The organism is Lacipirellula limnantheis, from assembly GCF_007746075.1.
Lineage (GTDB): Bacteria > Planctomycetota > Planctomycetia > Pirellulales > Lacipirellulaceae > Lacipirellula > Lacipirellula limnantheis.
Genome location: NZ_CP036339.1, coordinates 3811534 through 3832452 on the forward strand (window position 1 = coordinate 3811534; position 20919 = coordinate 3832452).

The 20919-nt window shown below is 62.6% G+C and carries 14 protein-coding genes; 9 read left to right on the forward strand and 5 right to left on the reverse strand.

Annotated elements, in window-relative coordinates; genetic code table 11:
* Positions 1-197: 197 nt before the first annotated feature.
* Both I41_RS14685 and I41_RS14690 read left to right on the forward strand, forming a co-directional pair.
* Positions 198-3506 (forward strand): efflux RND transporter permease subunit, encoded by a 3309-nt coding sequence (locus I41_RS14685; RefSeq protein WP_246133672.1) that lies wholly within the window; start codon positions 198-200, stop codon positions 3504-3506.
* A 281-nt stretch (positions 3507-3787) separates the two neighbouring features.
* On the forward strand, positions 3788-5152 hold the full coding sequence (locus tag I41_RS14690) for a Gfo/Idh/MocA family protein (RefSeq protein WP_145433557.1): 1365 nt from the start codon (positions 3788-3790) through the stop codon (positions 5150-5152).
* 75 nt (positions 5153-5227) lie between these two features.
* On the opposite strand, the gene I41_RS14695 is transcribed toward I41_RS14690, so the two are convergent.
* From I41_RS14695 to I41_RS14715, 5 genes are all read right to left on the reverse strand, one after another.
* On the reverse strand, positions 5228-6655 hold the full coding sequence (locus I41_RS14695) for an aminotransferase class III-fold pyridoxal phosphate-dependent enzyme (protein WP_145433559.1): 1428 nt from the start codon (positions 6653-6655) through the stop codon (positions 5228-5230).
* 46 nt (positions 6656-6701) lie between these two features.
* On the reverse strand, positions 6702-7991 hold the full coding sequence (locus I41_RS14700; RefSeq protein ID WP_210420955.1) for a Gfo/Idh/MocA family protein: 1290 nt from the start codon (positions 7989-7991) through the stop codon (positions 6702-6704).
* A gap of 77 nt (positions 7992-8068) precedes the next feature.
* Complete coding sequence (locus tag I41_RS14705; protein WP_145433561.1) at positions 8069-8773, reverse strand: GntR family transcriptional regulator; 705 nt, start codon at positions 8771-8773, stop codon at positions 8069-8071.
* A 174-nt stretch (positions 8774-8947) separates the two neighbouring features.
* Positions 8948-10222: a Gfo/Idh/MocA family protein gene (locus tag I41_RS14710; RefSeq protein WP_246133673.1), complete on the reverse strand. Its 1275-nt coding sequence runs from the start codon at positions 10220-10222 to the stop codon at positions 8948-8950.
* 56 nt (positions 10223-10278) lie between these two features.
* Positions 10279-11280, reverse strand: a complete 1002-nt coding sequence (locus I41_RS14715) for a Gfo/Idh/MocA family protein (protein ID WP_210420956.1) — start codon at positions 11278-11280, stop codon at positions 10279-10281.
* A 304-nt stretch (positions 11281-11584) separates the two neighbouring features.
* Between I41_RS14715 and I41_RS14720 the strand changes: the two genes are divergently transcribed.
* The 7 genes from I41_RS14720 to I41_RS14750 all read left to right on the forward strand — a co-directional run bounded on the left by I41_RS14720 (position 11585) and on the right by I41_RS14750 (position 20911).
* Positions 11585-12193 (forward strand): sigma-70 family RNA polymerase sigma factor, encoded by a 609-nt coding sequence (locus I41_RS14720; protein ID WP_145433563.1) that lies wholly within the window; start codon positions 11585-11587, stop codon positions 12191-12193.
* Positions 12190-13986 (forward strand): FecR domain-containing protein, encoded by a 1797-nt coding sequence (locus I41_RS14725; protein WP_145433565.1) that lies wholly within the window; start codon positions 12190-12192, stop codon positions 13984-13986. The genes I41_RS14720 and I41_RS14725 overlap by 4 nt, the downstream gene beginning before the upstream one ends.
* Positions 13987-14121: 135 nt before the next feature.
* Positions 14122-15039, forward strand: a complete 918-nt coding sequence (locus I41_RS14730; protein ID WP_145433567.1) for a PEP-CTERM sorting domain-containing protein — start codon at positions 14122-14124, stop codon at positions 15037-15039.
* A 151-nt stretch (positions 15040-15190) separates the two neighbouring features.
* The gene (locus I41_RS14735) at positions 15191-16261 is read left to right on the forward strand and encodes a DUF1559 domain-containing protein (protein WP_145433569.1); all 1071 of its coding nucleotides are present in this window, start codon (positions 15191-15193) and stop codon (positions 16259-16261) included.
* Positions 16262-16309: 48 nt separating this feature from the next.
* Positions 16310-16969 (forward strand): hypothetical protein, encoded by a 660-nt coding sequence (locus tag I41_RS14740; protein WP_145433571.1) that lies wholly within the window; start codon positions 16310-16312, stop codon positions 16967-16969.
* The gene (locus tag I41_RS14745; RefSeq protein ID WP_145433573.1) at positions 16966-17430 is read left to right on the forward strand and encodes a carboxypeptidase-like regulatory domain-containing protein; all 465 of its coding nucleotides are present in this window, start codon (positions 16966-16968) and stop codon (positions 17428-17430) included. The genes I41_RS14740 and I41_RS14745 overlap by 4 nt, the downstream gene beginning before the upstream one ends.
* A gap of 118 nt (positions 17431-17548) precedes the next feature.
* Complete coding sequence (locus I41_RS14750) at positions 17549-20911, forward strand: dockerin type I domain-containing protein (protein ID WP_210420957.1); 3363 nt, start codon at positions 17549-17551, stop codon at positions 20909-20911.
* Positions 20912-20919: the final 8 nt, after the last annotated feature.

A 20919-nucleotide genomic window follows, 5' to 3' on the forward strand; every position in this document is an offset into this window, starting at 1 on the left:
CCTACGTCAGGTCGGTCATTCAAATAGTAGTGTGGACGGGCGCGTCCGTCCACTGTATACTTTTGCAGACGGCACGAGTTTCGCCTGCCTTCCTGCCTGAAAATCCCAGGCGGCGAACCGAGAACGACTGCCGTCCCCACCCAGTCAATCTGCCGCGACGCAGACTGTCTTTCACACCCCTCTCGGCACCGACGACTATGAGAGCCCGTGCTGCGTGGACCGGTTTGGCGGCGTTTGCCGCCATCGTTGGCTGCGCGAAACCGAATGAGTTCGTGCAGCCGCCGCCGCCGGCGGTGACGGTGGCCCAGCCGGTGGAGCGGGAGATCGTCCACCAGTTGGAGTTCACCGGCAGCACGCGGGCGACCGAGGCGGTCGACGTCCGGGCGCGGGTGAACGGCTACCTGCAAAAGATTGAGTTCGTCGACGGGGCTGACGTCAACGCGGGCGACATTCTCTTTATCATCGAGCCTGCGCCGTTTGAGGCGGCGCTCGATTCGGCGAAGGCCGCGCTGCAGAAGGCGGAAGCGACGCTCGCGCTAGCGAACGCTGACCTGGCTCGAACGGAACCCTTGGTTCAGCGCGGGGCCTCCACGGAGCAAGAGCTCGACGTGAAGAAGGCCGACGTGGCGACGGCGAAGGCCGATGTGGCCGTGGCAGAGCCGCAGACGCCGGAGGAAGTTCGCCGGCAAGGCATTACGGTCAAGAAGCAGTCGACCGCGATCGTGATCGTAGTGAGTTTGACGTCGGAGAACGACCGTTATTCGTCGTTGTACCTGTCGAACTACATGAGCCTGCGGATCAAGGATGAAATCAGCCGCGTGCCGGGCGTCGGCGGCGTGCAGATTTTCGGCGGCAACAACTACTCGATGCGGGTGTGGCTGAACCCCGAGAAACTCAAGGCGCGCAATCTCACGACCCAAGACGTCTACGCCGCCATCCAGGAGCAGAACGTCCAGGTGGCGGCGGGGCAAGTAGGGCAGCCGCCGTCGCCCAATACGCTCGACTTTCAGTACATCGTCTCGGCGCTCGGACGACTCAGCGATCCGGAGCAGTTCGAAAACATCGTCATCAAGGCGAGTGCAGACGGCCGCGTGACGTATCTCAAAGACGTCGCCCGCGTCGAACTGGGAGGCCAGAACTACGACCAGTATGCCGAGAAGGGGGGCGTTCCTTCGTCGAGCATGGCGGTCAATCAACTTCCGGGAGCGAATGCGTTGCAAGTCGCTCAGGGGGTGCGCGACGCCATCGCCAAGATGGAGCGATCATTCCCCGAGGGGATGCTGGTTGATTTCCCGCTCGATACCACCGCGTTCGTCGAGGCGTCGATCGAGTCGGTCTACAAGACGATCATCGAAGCCGGCATCTTGGTGCTCGTGGTGATTCTAGTCTTCTTGCAAGACTGGCGGGCGGTGCTCGTGCCGGCGACGACGGTGCCGGTGACGATCATCGGGGCCTTTGCCGCGATGTACGTGATGGGCTTCTCGGTGAACATGCTGACGCTGTTCGGCCTGGTGCTGGCGATCGGCATCGTGGTCGACGACGCGATCGTGATCGTCGAAGCGGCGGCCCATCACATTGAAAACGGCATGCCGCCGCGCGAGGCGACCATTCGCGCCATGGAGCAGGTGCTGGGGCCGATCATCGGCATCACGCTCGTGCTGATGGCGGTGTTTCTGCCGACGGCGTTCCTGGGCGGCATCACCGGGCAGTTGTACCGGCAGTTCGCGCTGACCATCGCGGCGACGGCGCTCATCAGCGCCATCAACGCGGTGACGCTGAAGCCCGCGCAATGCGCCACCTACTTGCGCAAGCCGCCGGAGCGGAAGAACTGGTTCTATCGCGGATTCAATTACGTTTACGACAAGGTTGAGCGGGTCTATGTCGCCATCGTGCGAGGCCTGTTGCGGTTCCGTTGGGTGACGATGCTCGCGTTCGTCGGGCTTGTGAGCCTGACGGCGTGGTGGTACGGCAAGGTGCCAACCGGCTTCCTGCCGATTGAAGACCAAGGCTACATCATCGCCGCGATTCAGTTGCCCGACGCGGCCTCGCAGTCGCGCACCAAGGCGGTCACCGACCAGATCAACGAGATCATGGAGAAGGAACCAGGCATCATGACCTGGTTCAACGTCGGCGGCCTGTCGCTGCTGGACGGCAGCGCCGCGTCGAATGCGGCAACCGTCTTTATGCGGTTCGACGACTGGGAGGATCGGCCAGGACAAAACTTGAGTCTGCAGGGGATTCTCAAAAGCCTCATGGGGAAGTTCTCGCAGATTCGCGAAGCGCAAATCGTCGCCTTCCCGCCGCCGGCGATTCGCGGTCTTGGTTTCCGCAGCGGTTTCCAAATGCAAGTGGAAGATCGATCGGGGGTCGGGCTGGAAGAGCTCGGCGCCGCGACGGGACGGATTGTGGAAACGGCTAACTCGCAGAAAAAGTTGGCGGGCGTCAGCTCGACGTTCCGCCCCGGCGTGCCGCAGTTGTACATCGACATCGACCGCGTCAAGGTGAAGACGCTCGATCTGCCGTTGTCGTCGGTCTTCGGCGCGCTGCAGACCTTCCTTGGCTCGGCCTATGTGAACGACTTCAACAAGTTCGGCCGCACCTTCCAAGTGCGGGTGCAAGCGGAGGAGAATTTCCGGCTTGATCCGCGCGACATCGAACGGCTGGAAGTGCGTAACCTGCGCGGCCAGATGATTCCGCTCGGATCAGTCGTGAAGGTATCGCGATCGTTCGGTCCGCAGATTATTCAGCGTTACAACCTCTACCCGACTGCAGCCGTCCGCGGCGAGCCGGCGCCTGGCGTCAGCTCGGGCGAGGCGCTGGCCATCATGGAAGAGATCGCCCGAACGCAACTTCCCGACTCGATGGGGTACGACTGGACCGGCGAGTCGTTCCAGGAGAAGCGGATCAGCGGGCAGGCAGTGTGGGTGTTCGCGTTCGCCGTACTGCTAGTGTATCTGGTGCTCGCGGCGCAATACGAGAGCTGGATTTTGCCGGCGGCGGTCATTCTGGTGGTGCCGCTCGGCCTTCTCGGCTCGGTGGCGGCGGTGTCGTTCCGCGGAATGGACAACAACATTTACACGCAAATCGGCATCGTGCTGATCATCGCGCTGGCGAGCAAGAACGCAATCCTGATCGTGGAATTCGCCCGCGACCTGCGCAAGGAAGGGCGTTCAATCTACGACGCCGCCGTGGAGGCGGCCCGGCTGCGATTCCGGCCGATTTTGATGACTTCGTTCGCGTTTATCCTGGGCGTGGCGCCGTTGGTGTGGGCGACTGGCGCGGGGGCGGCTGGGCAGCAAGCGTTGGGGACGGCGGTATTCGGCGGCATGATCACGTCGACGATTCTGGCGGTATTCTTCACGCCGGTGTTCTTCCTGCTGCTGCAAGGGCTTTCGGAATGGTGGAAGCCGATGGCGGCCGAGCCGACGATCCATAAGTTTGCCGGTGACGAAGACGAAGAGCCGCCGGTGCGGAGAAAGCCGCTGCAGACGGCCGGAAAGCACTAAGGAGTCAGCAAGGCAGGATGTCGTCCTGAGCGGCTTGAGGGGCTCAGGATGACACGCTGGATAGCGTTGGCATCAAGAGGCCCCCGGAGGGGTGACGCGGGAATTCGCCCCCCGATCCGCGTCGCTCCGACTGGGGCTGCCTTTTGCTTTTGTTGCGAGATTTCATGCTCGGCTAGCGAACGATAGCAGATGCTCGCGGCAACGGCGGGGGACTTCGTATACTGGAGCAACCGACCGGCCATTGGCCGGGACGCCACCGACTCCAAACATCGAGGTCATCCATGTCGTTGCGTGACGCCGCCGATTCCCAAGTTCGCCGCTCGACCGCCCATCTCACTCGACGTGACGCCCTGCGCCTCGGCGCCGCGGCGCTGGCGGCGGGCCCATTCCTTCGCACGCGGCGATCATTCGCCGCGGGACCGGAGCAGAAACTGCGGATTGCGTCGGTAGGCGTCGGCAACAAAGGACGGGATGATCTCGAGTGTATCGCCTCGGCGCCGGGCGCCGAGATCGTTGCGCTCTGCGACGTCGATACCAACTTTTTAGGTTCGGCCCAGCAAGCGTTCCCAAAGGCCGCCCCATTTCGCGACTATCGCGTGATGCTCGACAAGCTGGGCAAGGGAATCGACGCCGTCATCGTCTCAACGCCCGATCATATGCACGGGGCGATTTCGCTGGCGGCGATGTCGCTCGGGAAGCACGTCTACGTGCAGAAGCCGCTGGCCCACAATCTGGCCGAGCTCCGCGCGATGTGCAATGCCGCGGCGGAACAAGGAGTCGTCACCCAGATGGGGACGCAGATTCACGGCGATCAATCTTACCGCACGGCCGCCAAGATGCTGCGGGACGGGACGATCGGCAAGGTGAGCGAAGTTCACTGCTGGATCGGTCGGGGGTTGCCGCTGCCGGCGAAAGAACGGCCAAATCGGACTGACAAGGCGCCGGCCACGCTCGACTGGGAATTGTGGCAGGGCGTGGCGCCGGAAGAGCCGTTTGTGGAAGGATTCTACCATCCGTTCAACTGGCGGATGTGGCGTGACTATGGCTGCGGGATGCTCGGCGACATGGCCAGCCACTTGTTCGATCCGATTTTCACCGGTCTCGATTTGAAGGCGCCGCTGACGGTGCGCTCCGGCGGACCGGCCCATCTGCGCGATACGTTCTCGCCTGATACCGAGGTCGAATATACGTTCGCCGGGACGCCGCTGACGGCGGAGATGGTGAAATTCCGTTGGACCAACGGCGAGTTCAAGCCAGACGCGTCGCGAGCTCAGTTGCCCGACGGCGTAGCGCTGCCGGACTCGGGTTCGTTCGCGGTCGGCGACAAGGGAGTCATGGTGCTGCCCCATTGGGCGATGCCCACCTTCTACTCCAACGGCAAGCCGATGGACGTCGAGGTCAAGTCTGCCGGAAGCGTCGACCACTACCACGAATGGGTGGCCGCGTGTCGGGGCGAGGGCAAGACTGGAACGCCGTTCAGCTTCAGCGGGCCGCTCACCGAAGCGGTGCTGGCCGGGACGGTGGCGGGGGCGTTCCCGGAGGAGACCCTAGCCTGGGACTCAGCGGGCCTGAAGTTTGATCACGCCGGGGCGACGGCGCTGGTGCATCGGCAATATCGGGACGACTGGCGTCCGCTGGGGGTGTGAGCGAGTTTCAGATAGACGTAGCGCCTGTCATCCTGAGCCTTTCGCCCCGCTCAGGATGACAGCGCTCGACCTCGCCTACGAAATGGCGTCGATGATGCCGTACATGGCGTCGAGGTATTCTTGCGCCTCGTCGAGCGGCATCACCAAGGGCGGGGCGATGCGGATGACGTCGCCCGATAGGGGGCCGAGGAGATGAATCGCGCGGCCTGCTTCGTCGCCATCGTAACAGGCACGGACAATCGCGCAGGCAACTTCCCGCGAGGTGCGACCGGGCAGGGGGGCGCATTGGACCCCCCAGACATTGCCCTCGCCGCGAATCGCGGCGACGGCGCGCGTCGCGGTAAGTCGTTGCAGGCCGGCTTCGAAGACGCGCGATAGCGCGCGGCCGTGGGCGAGGACGTCGGTCTGCTCGAATTCGTCGAGCGTGGCTAAGACGGCAGCGCAGCCCAGCGGATGGCCGCTCCAAGTATCGGAAACCTCGCCATAATGAAGCTTGTCGAACAAGTCGGCGCGTCCGACGACCGCGTCGACGGGAATGCCGTTGCCCATTCCTTTGCCGAGCACCACCATATCAGGCTCGACGCCGTAGTCGGCGAAGGCGTAAAGCGACCCGGTGCGGCCGAAGTTTGATTGAACTTCGTCGAGGATGAACGGGATGCGCTGCTCGCGGCAAAAGGCTTGCAGCAACTGCAGATACTCGCGCTGGGGATGATAGGAGCCGCCGCCGCCGAGATAGGGTTCGGTAATTAAACAGCAGAGCTGATCACCCAACTCCGCGGCGAGCTGCTTTAACTCAGCGATATAGGGCGCCAGATTGAGCGGTTCTTGGCGCTTCGCGAGCGAATAACATTCCTCGCGCGGAAAGCTGATGAAACGGACGCGGGCATCGCGTTCTGCGTCGCGTTCGCTCCCTGTGACAGCGCCGGCCAGACCTTTCTTGCCGTGAAAGCCGTGGCGAGTGGCGAGAATGATTTGCCGAGCCGGATCTTGCGCGAGCGCCGTACGAAGCGCCTTGATAACGCCTTCGCTGCCGCTGGCCGCCCAAACGACTTGCTCCAAGCGCCTGCCGCCGGGCAACGACTGGAGACTGGCAGTGAGCCGGCGGCACGCCTCGGCTTCGAGCGGGGTAATCGCGTTGTAGGCGGTAAGCGGGGCCGCCGCGAAAAAATCACTTTCCGCGGCAAGGCGTTCGCCGCTGCCATCGTCTGACGCCCCGGCCACGACGGTCGGCGGATGTCCGAGATACTCGTGCACGCGACGCCACCAGCGGATCGGATTGTGGCCCAGATTGGCGACCAGCACGCCGGAGGTAAAGTCCGCGAGTTTGGCGCCTTCGGCAGTGTAGTGATAACTGCCGGCGCTGCGCTCGATCACGGCGAGCGTCGGCGTGTACGTGCGCAGGGCCCGCGGCTCGGCGTGTGCAATCGCTCGCCGCGTCGCATCGCTTTCGGGTTCGCGGCGCTGGCGGGGCTGAACGGCGTTGATTTGCTCGGCAGAGCTCATGACGTGGGCGATGTTCCGGGTTAACTGGCGATGAGAGGTTGCTGACTTAGACGGCGGGGGAGTAGAGAACTTCGACTTCGCGTTGTCCAGGGACCTGCAGAACTAACCCACCCGCCGGGCCGTTCACGTCCACAACGCAATCGGGCGTCCCCGCGGCGTGCCGGGCGAGAATGGCTTCCATTGCTTCGACGGCGGCGACCACTTGGCGATCGGCCGCGAGGTCGTTGTAAGCGAGGGTTCGCGCTGCCGCGAGTCGCGCGGCGCGTTCGGGCAGCGGTCCGCCGTACTCGACCATGGCAGCCTCGCGCATAAAGCGCTCAATCACTTCGATGCCGTAGCCCCGCTGCGCACGCTCGCCCCAAGGTTCTAGAACGGCGGCATTGTAATGGTTGTTGATCGTGTTTTTGATCGAATGGGGCGTCGCCCCCTCGACCGTGCACTCGACGCCCCGCTTGCGGCTGTGACCGTTCCAGACGCCGTTATCGAAGCGGAACTGGACTTCCTGTTCGACGTAGCCGGGGAAATTGTCGGGCGTGACCCAACTGGTATGGACGTCGAACGCCGCCTCGCGACCGTCGGGGTAAGCATAGATCAGGCGAAGCTGGGTCGAATCCCAAGTCGGACCGTCGGCCGGCCCCACAATGCCCCGTTGGCCGGTGCAGGTGACGCGCTTCAACTGCAGGCCGAAGGTAAAATCGATTAATTTGATGTAATGGACCGCGACATAAGTTCCCGGATTGCGCCCGGTGATCCACTCGGCAAACTGCGAGTTGGCGATTGACTTTGGCTCAAGGAGCGAGCAATAGCCGTTGTTGACGTGCTGCAGCACGCCGTCGGCAACGAGGGTGCGGAGTTTCTTGTGGTCGGGATCGAGCAGTTTGTGGTAGACGACCTTCGCGAGCACGCCGTTGTCCTCGGCGAGCCGCTGAAGTTCATCGAGTTCGGCGAGCTTGAGGACGGAGGGCTTCTCGATCAGCACATGCTTGCCGGCCTCTAGCGCCAGCTTCGCGGCGGCAAAGTGGCGATCGTCAGGGGTGGCAACGCAGACGGCATCGACGCGACCATCGACGAGTTGCTCCACCGCGGCTTCGCTGGAGTAACTGACAAATTCGCACAAGTTTGGGGGGGCTTTCGCGCGATAGGCGTCGGCGCGTCGACCGGTGCGCGTGGCCACCGCGGCCAGGGGGACGGAACAGACGCCAAACTCGGGGTCATACAGCGGGCGGCCCGATCTCCCTTCGAAAAAGGGGCGGTATGTTTCGTCGAAAATCATGCCCATGCCGACCATGCCGGCGCGGAGTTCGTGGACGGCGACATGTGTTGGAAGTGACGGCACTGAGGCGAGAAGCTGTTGGGGGAGAGGGAACGATCGAAGTGCAAAAGGCCGCGTGAGAAGACTCCGCTTGGGCGACGCTAGACGACTCGCCCTTCGGGACGATACGAGGAAGCTAAACGCAGGTGAAGTTCCATGGCCGCAGAGGCTGTGGCGCTATCTCGGGCCGCAATGGCCGCCAGGATGATGCGATGCTCGCGGAAGCCGCGCAGGATGGATTCAGTGCGATCTGGGCCAAGTTCGTAGGAGAGTTGCTTGAACTGCCAGCACTTGTTGATGGCGCGGCGAAGCGGTTGATTCTCGGAGTGATCCGCAATCGCCAGATGGATCGCGAAGTCGAACTCTTGAGCGAGCCGGGGCCAATCGTCGTTGTTCTGCGGGTCGACGGCGTCGGCCTGGCGCTGCAGTTTTTGAATCACTTCGGCCGGCATGTGTTGCGCGGCCCGGGCGGCGGCCGCTGGTTCCAGCAACAGACGCAATTCGTGGATTTCGACGAGCCAGTTCTCGGCTCCCGGGCGGACCATGGCCCGCATGTTCATCCGTTGGGTGACGATGCCGTCGGCGATTAGGCGCGACAGGGCTTGAACCACCGGCGTGCGGCTGACCCCGAGTGCGTTGGCGAGTTGCGTCGATTTGAGCTCGCTGCCGCCAGGAAGCTCGCCGCGGACAATACGGGCGAGAATTTCGCGGTAGACGTCATCGACCCGAGATTGCTGAGCGTCGTCCGCGGACGGGCCAAGCTCGGCTGGATCGGCGTCGGCGGACTGGGGCTTCACTTTGGGCATGGATCGACTGGTCGGGCGGCCAAGGGCTCGGCGGAAATGAATTCACTTTCGCCAGTCTGGTCGTTCGACGCCCCGCCGTCAAGCAACAAATCAGGAAAACAGGGGCCGCCACGCTTGTCGCGAGTGTATCACGCCGCTTGCGAAGGGCCACAGGATGCTTCGTCGTGCGGGGACTTATACGCTTGGTGCCCAGCCGGGACGGTAATCCCGAGCCCAAAATTTTGCCGCGGCCGCGTTGTCGACAATGTGGCCGGTCGAGGGGTCAATCCGCACTGACTGACCGGAGCGGTAGGCGATATTGCCGAGGTGGCAGAACAGGGCGCTGCGATGCCCTTCTTCGATATGGGCGTGGGTCCGATGGCCGTCGCGGACAGCGTCCAGAAAGTCGCGCAGGTGTTCCGCGTCCCCGCGACCGCCCTGGAACTCGGCTAGTAGTTTGCGATCGCCGTCGTGAATCGTAGCCCCTTCGTCATTGATTTGCAGAATGCCCTCGGTGCCACGAATCTCGATGCCGAAAATGCTGGCGCTCTCCGACGGTCGAAGCCAACAAATCTGCTCCCAGACAATCATTTTGTCGCCGCATTCAAAAATGGCATTGGCGGTGTCGGGAGTCTCCTGGTCGTCGTCGAATCGCAGGCGACCGCCGGCGAACGTGACGCGCGTGGGGAAATCGACGCCTAGCGCCCAGCGACAAACGTCGATCGAGTGGACGCCGTTGTTGCCGATTTCGCCATCGCCCCAATTCCAGAAGAAATGCCAATTGTAGTGGAGCGTGTTGTCGCGAAACGGTCGCTCGGGCGCGGGGCCCTGCCACAACGAGTAGTCGAGCCACGCCGGCGGCGACGTCTCCTTGCCGACGCCGATCGAAGGCCGCGGCGTGTGGTACCACGACTTGGCGTGGAGCGGCTCGCCAATCGCGCCTTCGCGAACGCGCTGCACGGCTTCGCGGTAGAGAGGGCCGCTACGGCGCTGCGTGCCGACCTGGACGACGCGGCTGGCCCGCGCCGCGGCGGCGATCATCAACTCGCCCTCTTCGGCCGAGTGACTGCAAGGTTTTTCGACGTACACATGTTTGCCGGCCGCGCAGGCCAAGATCGTCGCGGGCGCGTGCCAGTGATTCGGGGCGGCGCAGATCAAGGCGTCGACGGCAGGATCATCAAGCGCTTCACGAAAATCGCGCACGCCGCGCGGCTTCGCCGCGCCGCCCGACGTGGCCGCGTCGATGCCCTTGGCAATGGCACGCTCATCAGGATCGCACACATAGCCTATCCGACAGCCGGCCTGCTGGGCGAATTGGGCGGCAAGGTCGGAACCACGGCTGTTGGCCCCCATCAACGCGAGAACAACCTCGCTATTGGCGTCGGCGCCGCGGGTGCGGCCGGTCGATAACGCGGTCGCGGCGATGGCGGCCGTCGAAGCGACGAAGTGACGTCGAGTGAGCATCGACATGGAACTCCTCTCCTGGCGGATTCGTGCGACCTGACTCGTACGCGCGATTGAGCGGATTATTTGTCGGCGCTCCGCTCGGTAATCTTCTGCTTCGCGCGATCGATCATCTCTTTCGTGCTGGTGAGCTGACCGTCGCGTTGGAGGCTGGCGTCGGCCGCTTCCATGAACGCGAACATTTCGATGGTTTCCTCCGCCGTCACGGGGGCGCGTCGCGTTGCAAAAAACGTACAAATCTCGTCGACGAGCGGCTCGTAGCCGGAAAAGCCGCGGTCAAACGCCATTCCCTTGTCACCGAATGCGGTAAATGCGTAATCGCCGTGAGATTTTAGGCCGCGCCAGGTGGCGATGCGCCCGTCGCCCCAGCGGCCGGTGACGAGGGTTGCATTCGCCCCGTCGACGCGGCTGACCATTTCGCAACCAGGCCGCATCATGGCGTAGATCGCTTCGACGCCATGGACGCCGTACCAAGCAAGATCGATATGGTGACTTTCGGTCTCGAAGGGACTGGCAACGCTGCAACCCGTGACGTTCCCCACCGCCGGGTCGTTGGCAAGCTTCGTAACCGCGGCGCAATAGCGCAAGGCTGATGACGAGAAACAGGGGGTATTCGTTTGTTCTGCCAACTGAAAAATGGCGATCACGTCGGCGAGGTTGGCCGCCGCCGGCTTATCGATGAACACTGGCTTGCCGACGGCCAGCTGCTGGAATTGCCCCAGATGGGTGCGTCCGTCGACGCTTTCCAGCAGCACGACGTCGCATTTTTCCAGCAGCGCGGAAATCGAATCGACGATCTCCAGGCCCATGCCGCGAAGTTCGTCGGTATAGGGACCTACGCGGTCGGCGCTGCTGGGAATGTCGGGGCTGCCGCCGGGGAACGCAACAACGACCTCGACGCCAGCGCGCGGTCCCGTCGCCTCGGGCGCGTTGATCAGTTTAGTGAATGCAATCACGTGCGACGTATCGCAACCGACAATGCCGGCGCGCAGCGGTTCAGCGCCGCCGGCAGTGAGCGGCTTCACGACGATCGCGAGCAAAATAATGAAGGGAAAGAGCTTCACGCTGCGATCTCCTGCTGGGGACGGGATGGATTGAGGGCGGTGAAGTGCATCCATTCCATGCGGCCACGGTAGCTAGAACGGTGATTTGCTGTCAATCACGCTCGTCGGCGCGAGTGCGACAGGCAACGAAGAGGTCGCACCGCCCCGAGTGATCACCAGAAATTTCAGGGCATGTTGATTCTCGCCAAGCCGTTGAACTGTAAGGACTTGTGGCGCTAGCCCCGATTTCGACGACAGACGGCTCAAAGAATCTTGCAATTTTTCGATACCAGTTTTGCCCGTCGCGCGCCTTACTTGAGAGTTAGTGCTCCTCGCTTCTCACCGCATTCACGGCGGCATCGTGGCGGACGACATTCAGCGTACTTCAACCGGCGGCGACTCAACCGCGGCGGATCAGCGTCGCGATGCGTTTGCGCGCCTGTTCGCTAAGTACGACCGATGGCTGTTCTCGTACCTCGTGACATTGCTCGCCAATCCGGCACACGCGGAAGAAGTATTCCAGGAAGTTTGCGTTACGGTCTGGCGCATGTCTGATCAGTTCGAGCTCGGCACCGACTTCGTCCGCTGGGTGAGCGTGATTGCCCACAACCAGGTCCGCAAGTTTCGTCGCGAAGCGAAGCGAGAAGGCTTCCAATTGAGCGACGCAACCTGCGAGCGGCTGGCGGCCGACGCGGCGCGAGGGGCCGATTTGTTCGATTTTCGGCGCGAGGCCCTGCGTCAGTGCCTGGGCAAACTGCCGGCGAACGACCGTCAGCTGGTGCAGCAGTGCTACGGCGAGGCCGACGCGAGCTTCAAAGCCATCGCCGAAAAGCTGGGGCGACCCGCCAACACCGTCTACAAGGCTCTCAATCGCATTCGTCGCTCGTTGCATCAGTGCATCGATCGCCGGCTTTCGGCGGAGGGCATCGTATGAAGGCCGACTGGACCACGGAGCGATTGCTGGAGGCGACCGGCAGCTTTTGCAACGGGACCATCAGCGAGGCTGAGGGGCGCGAGTTGGATAAGTTGCTGGCTAGCGACGCCCAGGCGCGGCGGATCTACACCAACTATATGTGGACGCACGCTTGCCTGTTCGCCGAAGCGGGTTCACTGCACGCCGACGACGCGCCGGTCCACGACATCGACGTGGCGCAGTACGTCGAACATGAAGTTGACGACCGCTCCTCAGCGAAGCAATCGCGCAGGTCGTGGTATGGCCTTGCCGCCGCCATCGTCGCGGCGGCGGCGGTTTCTAGCTGGGCGACCTGGCACTGGACGAGCCGTCAGGTGGCCGATCGGGCGCCCCGGTCCGCTGAACAACTCGCAGTTCCGACTGGCGACGCGGTCGCACGCATCACTGGTACGCATAACTGCATTTGGCGCGATTCACAATCTGGCGTTGGCTATGGTTCGTCACTGTATCCTGGTCAGCGGATTGAGCTGGCCGAAGGGCTCGCGGAGATCACCTTTGAGGACGGGGCAACGCTGCTCTTGGAAGGGCCGGCATCGTTCAACGTCGATAGTTCCAACAAGGTGGCGCTCGTCGCAGGCCGGCTTGCCGCCGTCGTACCGGAGCGCGCCGCGGGCTTCCACGTCCACACGGCGGCCCTCGACTTGTTCGACGCCGGCACCGAATTTGGATTGGTGGCGCAAGAATCGGGCGCGGCGGAAGTTCACGTCTTTAACGGATTGCTGAAGGCCGACGTGCTCGACAACGCTGGGCGCGCGACGCGGCGGTTGGAATTGAACGCCGCTCAGGCGGCGCGGATCAGCCCGGTGTCGACGACCGTCGTCGAGTTCCCCGCCAGCGACGCCGGCTTCGTGCGAAATATCGCTCCCGCGGCGGGCCCCCATGACGGGCTGCTGGCGGACGAATCTTTTCGATATCCGGAGGGGCCGCTCGAAGCGCAGAACGGCGGCTTTGGGTGGGCAGGCCCGTGGTTCACCACCTCAGCAGATGACGAAGACGCGGGGCCAGACTCGAACCGGGTGACTCCCGGGAGCCTAGCCATGCAAGGAATTGTGCCGGTCGGCAACCACGCCGTGCTCGTCGGGAACCGCAACCGCATTCGACGACAGCTTGCCACGTCGGTGGGCGGGGTCTTCGACGCTGAAGGGCTGGTCGAAAATCAGGATGAAGTTCGCCTCGTCGGTCGCGACGGCAAGAACGTGTACTTGAGCTTCGTTCAGCGGGTCTCGAAGGTAAACGACGGCTTTTACGGGCTGGAGCTTCATCGGGGGGATGGCAATGGCAACCGCGTGCTGTGCATTGGCAACGGCGCCGACGGCGCCGGGTATGGCGCCACCTCGAATATCAACGTCTATGGCGCGAAAAATCTTCCCTCGTTGGGCGTTGAATCCAGTGCACCGAACTTCTTCGTAATTAAGATACGGTTTGGCGTCGGCAACCGTGACACGGCGGAGGTCTATCGCAATCCGGCGTCGCTGCGGGACGAGAAAGAATGCGAACCCGACGCCGTGCTGCGCGGCAACTTTGCCTTTGATCGCGTTAGCTTGGCCAATTTCGACGGCAGCAAGGTCCATGAAGTCGACGAACTCCGCGTGGGAACCCATTTCCTCGCGGTAACTGGTCGGTGGGGCAATAATCAGGGTCGGCTAAGACAGCCGATCGCTCATCTCGATGGATTCGACTCGCGGCCAACGGCAGTCAGTTTGGAAACAGGATGGATTAATCGCTTCTGGCTCGTGGCCAGCAGCGGGCGGTAAGCGCCGCTGGGCGGCAATGACTTTTCTGTAGCTGTAGAACGTCAGTTGTTCGGAGAATGGCCGGCTCAACGCCTCGAGCGTTGGCGCGGCGCGTGACTTTTCCTTTTTTGGGGGATCTCTCCCGGAGGTAGCATCATGAAGCGGATCTTGGGTTTACTTTTGGTCGGCCTGATGGCTGCGCCAGCGATGGCGCAGATCACGGTCGACGGGTCGCGCGACGCCGGCTACGGCGGTCCGGCGCTGGTGTTGATCGGGCCGAGCGGCCTGCCGTCGACTGCCGTGCAGACTGTCAACACCGAGTTTGGCAACAACGAGAGCGAGTGGAACGCCGGCTACGGAGTCATTGACGGCGGTCGCCTCAACTTGATGCTAACCGGCAACTTGCAAGCGAACTTTAACAAGCTCGAAATCTTCATCGACTCGAAGGCAGGCGGCCAAAGCGTCTTCGACAGCTCGGGCAACGACAACGCCGAGCGGATGGATGGCCTCGTCTTCGACGCCGGCTTCACGGCCGACTACCACCTGATAGCGCGCCGCGGTTCGGGTAAGTTCGACCTTGATTTCGCTAATCTCGGCGCCCAGACGTTTAACTTTTACGAAAACGTGTTCGGCGGAACCGATGCCGGCGCGGGCAACACCGGCACCGGCGTCAATGCGTCGCCGATTGGCGTCGCCTACGACGGCAGCAACATGCTGGGCGTCGGCGGCGGATCGGGCGCGGCTGACGAAACCGCGGCGGCGGCCGTGACGACCGGTCTGGAACTGAGCATCAGCTTGGCCGACCTCGGCTACGTCGGCGGTCCCTTGCATGTGATGGTTGGCCAAAACGGCGATGGGCATCACTATTGGTCGAACCAGTTCCTCGGCGGCCTGCCAGCGCCGCAAGGGAACTTGGGGGGCGACGGCAACGGCAACTTCACTGGCGAAGGCGCCATTGATTTCAAGCTGTTTGCCGGAAATCAGTACTTCACCGTCGTGGTTCCGGAACCGGCCACGCTCGGCCTAGGTGCGCTGGGATGCGTGGGACTGCTGGCGCTTCGTCGCCGGAAGTAACTGACGTTTGGTTTCGTTTGAATTTTTTACCAATGACAACTTCGCTGCCCGCCGACTTGCGGCGGGCAGCGAAGCGATTTGCAGTGCAGGATGTCGCCGTTCTCCGGCAAGTATGGAAACGGCGCGGCTTTTCTAGAGTAAAGGGCTCTTCATGGGCAACTCAATCAATCGGTCGCGTCGCGGCTTCACGCTGGTCGAGCTGCTGGTGGTCATCGCGATCATCGGCGTGCTGGTGGCCCTACTGCTGCCGGCGGTGCAGGCGGCGCGCGAAGCGGCGCGGCGGATGAGTTGCGGGAATAACATGAAGCAGATTGGCTTGGCGTGTCTGAATTACGCCGACGCGCACCAGGGCAACTTGCCCACTAGTATTTACAAGGATGCCGAGGACTTCGACATCAAGGGAAACTGGATCGGCCCGCCGGGCGGAACGAATGATCCATCCAACGGAGGCCCGGGAATCAGCGGCAAGGGCTGGATTGTTGAGATTCTGCCCTACATCGAACAGCAAGCAGTGCATCAAGGCATTAAGAACGGCTTGCAGACGACCAAGGGAAAGATGAAATTCGGCCCGCCGCGCGGAGCCAACGGATCTGGGATGGGAGCCCCGGACATTCGTCCATTCATTGAAAAGCAATACCCGTTCCTTACCTGTTCGTCCGATGACACAGCTCAGCCATCGACTGATTTCTGGTACTGGGAAGGGGTTTCCGTTGGAACGACCAACTACAAGGGCGTCATTGGCGACACCGTGATGTCAGACGGCATCGCGCGAGGCAGCCTTTCGCCCCCCGTCGGATTCCCGCTGACGACGGGATCGGTCCCCGATAGCCACAATACGGTCGACACGAACGGATTATTCGGCCGAAACACGTCGGTGAAACCTATCGCGCTGAAATCCGTCACCGACGGCCAGAGCAACACGTTTATGGTCGGCGAAACCGTCGCCGGCCAGGACTTTCACGGATCGGCGTTCTTCGCCGACGGCGACTTCGCCACGTGCGGCGTCCCGATCAACTATTTCCATGTTGGACTCGACGTCGCCACGATGAAGCTGAGTCCGCAATGGATGCAATCACGCGGATTCAAGAGCGTCCATCCGGGCGGGGTGAACTTTGTGATGGGCGACGGTTCGGTGCAGTTCGTCAACGAAGGGATCGACACGATTGCCTACCGCTCATTGGCCACGCGCGACGGCGGCGAGACGGCGTCGGTGAATCAATAACGGCGTCTGCAACTTGTCCAAACTGACCTTGTTTATGTCCACGCATTCATGAACGCATCGATCAAGTCTTGGGCTCCGCGCTTGGCCGCGCTAACGTCGGTTGCGGCAGTGCTCGGCTGCGGCGGCGCCAACGCGAAGTACGACGCCAACGTTCAGGGGACCGTCACGATTGACGGAGAATTGGCCCCGGGGGGATCGGTAACGTTTACCCCAGTGGAAAACGGGCCGACGGGGGTCGGCACGATCGCGGCTGACGGGAGTTACTCGCTACGCATCGGTCAAGGGGACGTCGGCAGTCCCGACAGCAGCGTAATACCTGCCGGCGAGTATGTCGTCACGGCGATGATCACTGGACCGTCGCCGAAGGATGCCACGTCAAGCGGCGGCCCGCCGCCAGCAGGGCCGAAGTTAATCGCCGACAAGTATGGAAGTCGTGCCACGAGTGATTTGAAGTTTGAGGTGAAGAAAGGCCCGAACATCATTGTGCTGAAGCTCGATGGCCCTTGGGCGAACCCGCCGGCGGAGGAGGAAGATAAGGGGGGCGACGAAGTCGCAACGTTGTCGACGGCTGACGAGGGTACCGAGGAGCCGACGTCCGCTGACACTGCAGACGAATCCAATTCCGCCGGCGCTGCCACCGAGACCGATGGGAACTCAGAAGCGGCTGCAAAAGCGGAAATTGCGCCCGTCGAGGAGGCGAAGCCTTGAACCAGCGTTACTCGCATGCCCGAGCACGGCTGTTGACCGCGTACCTCAGCCTGCTCGCGTTGGTTGGATGCGGCGGCCCTTACGACGCAACCGTCTCAGGAACCGTGAAGTTCAATGGCTCCCCGGTGCCGCGCGGCACAATTTCATTTAAACCGCAATCAGCAGGCGCTGATGCGTTTGGACAAATTAACGCGGACGGCGCCTACTTGCTGCGCACGGGGCGCGAGGAAGGTCTGAACTCGGGCTCGTATACGGTGAGCGTCGCCGCCAATGAAACGCCGCCGCCGAACCCCAAAGGGGGGCCGCCGCCGATGGGCAAGTCGCTCACTCCCGATTGGTACCGCGATCCGGCGACCTCGGGACTAACGTTCACCGTGGCGCCTGGCGACAACACGATCGATATCGATTTGAATGCCACGCCGCCGCCAGGATGGAAGCCGCCGCCTGCTCGTCGCCGGTAGAGACGGCCTTTCAGATTCAGTGCATGAGAAGTGCTGATGAACCAGATATCACGACGATATCGACTTGTTTTGGAACCGCGCCGCAGGGCGGCGTTCTTGTTGGAATTCAATGCAGCCGTTGGCTTCATCACGCTTGACTCACGCCTGCCGCGCATGGCTGATGCGAGCGGCGGTTCGTGCGCTCGCGTTCGCAGCGGCCAGCGCGTGGTTCGTCTGGCCGATTGACTCGACGCGCGCTGAGACTGTTTCAGCGCCCGCCTTCTTGCAGATCTTCGAAGCGCGGTGGGAAACGATTGAGAATCGTCTGGCGGACATTCACGCGGCCGGATACGGACGACTCTGGTTGCCGCCGCCCGCGCGGGCCGACAGCGGCAATCAGTCGGTGGGATACGACGTGTACAACCGGTTTGATCTCGGCCAGCCCCGGAACGAGACCCTCTACGGGACCGAGACCGGTCTGAAGACGCTGGTGAGATCGGCTCATACGGCCGGGGTGCTGGTGAACACCGACTTCATCCCCAATCACAACGGCTTTAGCGACATGAGCACCGTCGACACGCGCGGCACGGCGACGACGGCGGATGACGTGACGTTCGCCCAGAGCGGCGGCTACCCCGGCTTCGCCGTGACTTTGCCGGGAGATATCGACGGCGATTTTCACGGGGCTTTCGAGGGAGGCGAAGAGCACTTTCGCTTGTCGGGACTGATCGACGTCGCCCAAGAGAAGAATCATCAGTTCATTCGGCAACCCGTGGCCCCGGGGAATCCACAGAACATTCCCGCCGGGACGACGGGAATCTTCAATCGCCCGCCGGCCAACGTCCCTGGTCCGCAACACGCGCGATTCTATCCCGATCAGGGGCTCGGCGGCGCTACGGTGTTCGATCCGCGGTTGAACCAAAATGTCACGCTCTACAACTTCAACGCCGCGAACCCGCTCGCCGGCGACGCCGTCGCCGAGAACGCTCTCGGGCTGATCATGCGCAATGCGCGGTGGATGATTCAGGAGATCGGCATCGACGGTTTCCGGATCGACGCGGGGCGACACTTTCCGCGATGGGTGCTCGACTATATCGATCAAGGCGTTTTCCTGGCCAACCAACGTCCGCTGCTGGACGGCAGCCGCCAACATGCGTTTTCGTTCACCGAAACGGGCTACGACAGTTCCGCGTTTATCCAGGGCTTCATTCGCAAGGACGTCGACGACGCGAATTTGGGCCAGCTTGGCGGCAATCGAGACGCGCTCGATTTCAATCTATTCGGCGCCCTGAAAAGCAACCTCACCGCCAACGGACTGGCCAACAATTGGCATGCGATCCGCGGAGCGAGCATCGACCTAAATGACGACGGGCTGACCAACGGCAGCCAAGGGGTCGCATTCGCACAGAGCCATGACGAACTGGGGCCCTATCTACAAAACGTCGCGTACGCCTACACGCTGCTGCGACCTGGGAATGCAATCGTCTACACGAATGCTCGGGAGTTCGGCAACGGCCGCGATTTCCCGCGCGTCGGCAAGGACGACGCGCTGGGAGGATTCTACGGAGATACCGTTACCAAGCTCGTCGAGCTGCGGAACAGCCACGGCCGCGGCGACTTCCGTGAGCGGTGGATCGACGAAGCGTTTGGCGACGGCAACGGTAATGGCAAGCAGGAGTCGACGATCTACGTCTACGAGCGGTCGAAGTCGGCGATTGTCGGCTTGAACAATCGGAACGATGCCTTCGTCGAGACGCGAAGCGGAGTGCAGACCGACTTCGCCCCCGGCGCCGTTTTGGTCGAGTTGACGGGCAATGCGGCGGACTCGACCGTCGATCCGGGCAATGCAATTCCGGAAGCGATTCGGGTGAACGGCTTGGGGCAGATCAATCTCAGCATCCCGAGCAATGCCGGACATGGCCGAGGTTATGTCGTCTATGGCGTCGCCCCGCCGCAGGGCTTGCTGACGCTGACCGGCGTTTCATCGACGCTTGCCGGCGCGACGCCGACCGCTGCCAACAACGGCACGGCACGGCTCACGAACATCGACGTGTTTACTGGAAACACGTTCGCGGTGCAACTAAACACCACGCCCGTCACGCTGCCGGCTCCGGCAGGCGAAGCGAACGCCGTGCGCGATTTCCATGCCGACGGCGATGCGGCGCTGCTGATGATCGACGGCGGAATCAACTTGAACAACCAGCCGGGCGTCGACCATACCGCCCCGGGGAGCGTCGTTTACGGCTTCGAAGAATTTACCGATGTGCGCTCCCCGGGCTATGTCGACAACGGCGCCGGCGTCAACGTCGGCACCGGCGCCGGAATGTATTCGCAGACGATTGACGCCAGCGCGCTGAGCGAAGGGCGCCACTACCTGACGGTGCGCGCCTTCCGTCATCGCGACGCTGCCACCGGCGGCGATGGCGGGCCGGCAGTGTTCACCGACTTCACGCGGACAATTTACGTCGACCGGTTACCGCCGGAAGCCGCCGTGGTGAGCTTCGCCCCATTCGCTAGCAGCCCCGCTACGTTGCAGAACCGCGATCTCGTGGTGCGGTCCGCCGACGGCACGGCCGACAACATGCACTTCTTTCTCGACTTGCCCGCCAACATGAGCAACGCCCAGATCATGCAGATGGTGCAGAACGGCCAGGGGGACGCCGCCGACTACGATCGCGACAGCTTTATCTCGGGTTATTTCGGCGTGAGGACGGGGAACCATGTGGCCACCGTCGTCACGTTCGAGCCAACGGGTCGTTCGAACATCCAACGGTTCGCGGGAATGTTTACAGAGACAGGCGTCGGGGCCGGGTTTGGCGACATGAATGGGAATGGCGTTTACGCAGCGTCAGATATGCTCGGCGCCAGCAACGGCTCGTTTGAGCAGGTGTTGTACAGCCAGAACAATCTGTTCAACGCGGCCGGCGATGTGAACGGCGACGGGCGCGTGACCAACGTCGACCTGTTCGCGCTGGGCGACGAACTTTCGACCGAGGGGGCGAGCCCTGCGGCGCTAAATGCCTACGACCAACTGTTGGTGAAGCGCGGCGACGTCAACCTCGATGGCGTCACCAACGGAGCCGACGTCGCGGCGCTGCACGCGAGCTTCGGCCAATCGGGTTGGCAAGCCGATTTGAACGCAGATGGCGTCGCGGGGCTGACTGACGTGTCGACATTGATCACGAAATTGGTCCGCACGAGCTTTGGCGACTTCAACCTCGATCGTCGCGTGGACGGCGCGGACTTCTTGACCTGGCAGCGGAACGCGGGGATCGCGGGCGCTCGGTTCGACCAAGGCGACGCCGACCTTAACGGCGTCGTTGACGCCGCGGACTTGGCGCTATTGCGAAACGATTTTGGAAAGGTGGCGCCGCTTAGCGCGATCGCCGCGACGGCCGCTGTGCCTGAACCGTCAGGCGCGGCATTGATTACGGTGGCAACATCGGCGGTTGCGGGAGTTGCATCCGTCCCACTGAGAATTGGACATCGGCAACGTTCATGACATTGATG